3 pseudogenes are annotated in these 543 nt (G+C 59.3%); 1 reads left to right on the forward strand and 2 read right to left on the reverse strand.

Annotated elements, in window-relative coordinates:
- Positions 1–144, reverse strand: a pseudogene (locus U8L64_RS00605) (RNA polymerase sigma factor RpoS); the annotation flags it as partial.
- Here U8L64_RS00605 and U8L64_RS00610 point away from each other — a divergent pair.
- Positions 132–221: pseudogene (locus U8L64_RS00610) on the forward strand (4-(cytidine 5'-diphospho)-2-C-methyl-D-erythritol kinase); the annotation flags it as partial. The pseudogenes U8L64_RS00605 and U8L64_RS00610 sit on opposite strands and share 13 nt — an antisense overlap.
- 179 nt (positions 222–400) lie before the next feature.
- On the opposite strand, the pseudogene U8L64_RS20230 reads toward U8L64_RS00610, so the two are convergent.
- A pseudogene (locus U8L64_RS20230) lies at positions 401–499 on the reverse strand (hypothetical protein); the annotation flags it as partial.
- Positions 500–543: the final 44 nt, after the last annotated feature.

The following is a 543-nucleotide window of genomic DNA, read 5'->3' on the forward strand; positions in this document are numbered from 1 at the left end:
GCGCAGCCCGAAACGACGCACAACCACTTCACGCTGCTTTTCGGTCAGATCGGAAAGCCACTGATCGATGCTGGCGGACAGATCGTCATCGAGAAGCAGCTCACAGGGATCGCTCGGTTTGTCGTCCGTCAGTGCTGAACAAATTCGTTCCGGCAAGCATGACCGGCACTGGAGCTTGTGTGTTTGGGAGCTTCCCAAACGAGGGCGAGGCTGATAAAGTCCGCCGCTGACCTATCGGTCAGCATGACCCTTCTCAAGGAAGGCAATCGCAGCGAGCTGTACCTGCAGCAGGATCAGATCGAGGCCGATGCCCCTGTATCGTACCGCTCGCTTGTTACGCACTGGCTTCCTGCGCCATCTGTTTCAGACTGCGATGCAACATTGAAACGTTACGACCGCGGGCCACGAAACTTGGCACAAAGGCGCTGGGCGCCAGATAGACGCCGCCCTCGAGCATCAGATGGAAGAAGCGCTTGAAGCGCTCGGCATCGCTGCCTACCTACCCGAAGGCGCGACGATGATCGCCACCGGGGTCGCCTCGCC

The sequence above is a fragment of the Pseudomonas sp. FIP_A4 genome (assembly GCF_036701605.1).
In the GTDB taxonomy this organism is placed as follows: domain Bacteria; phylum Pseudomonadota; class Gammaproteobacteria; order Pseudomonadales; family Pseudomonadaceae; genus Stutzerimonas; species Stutzerimonas phenolilytica.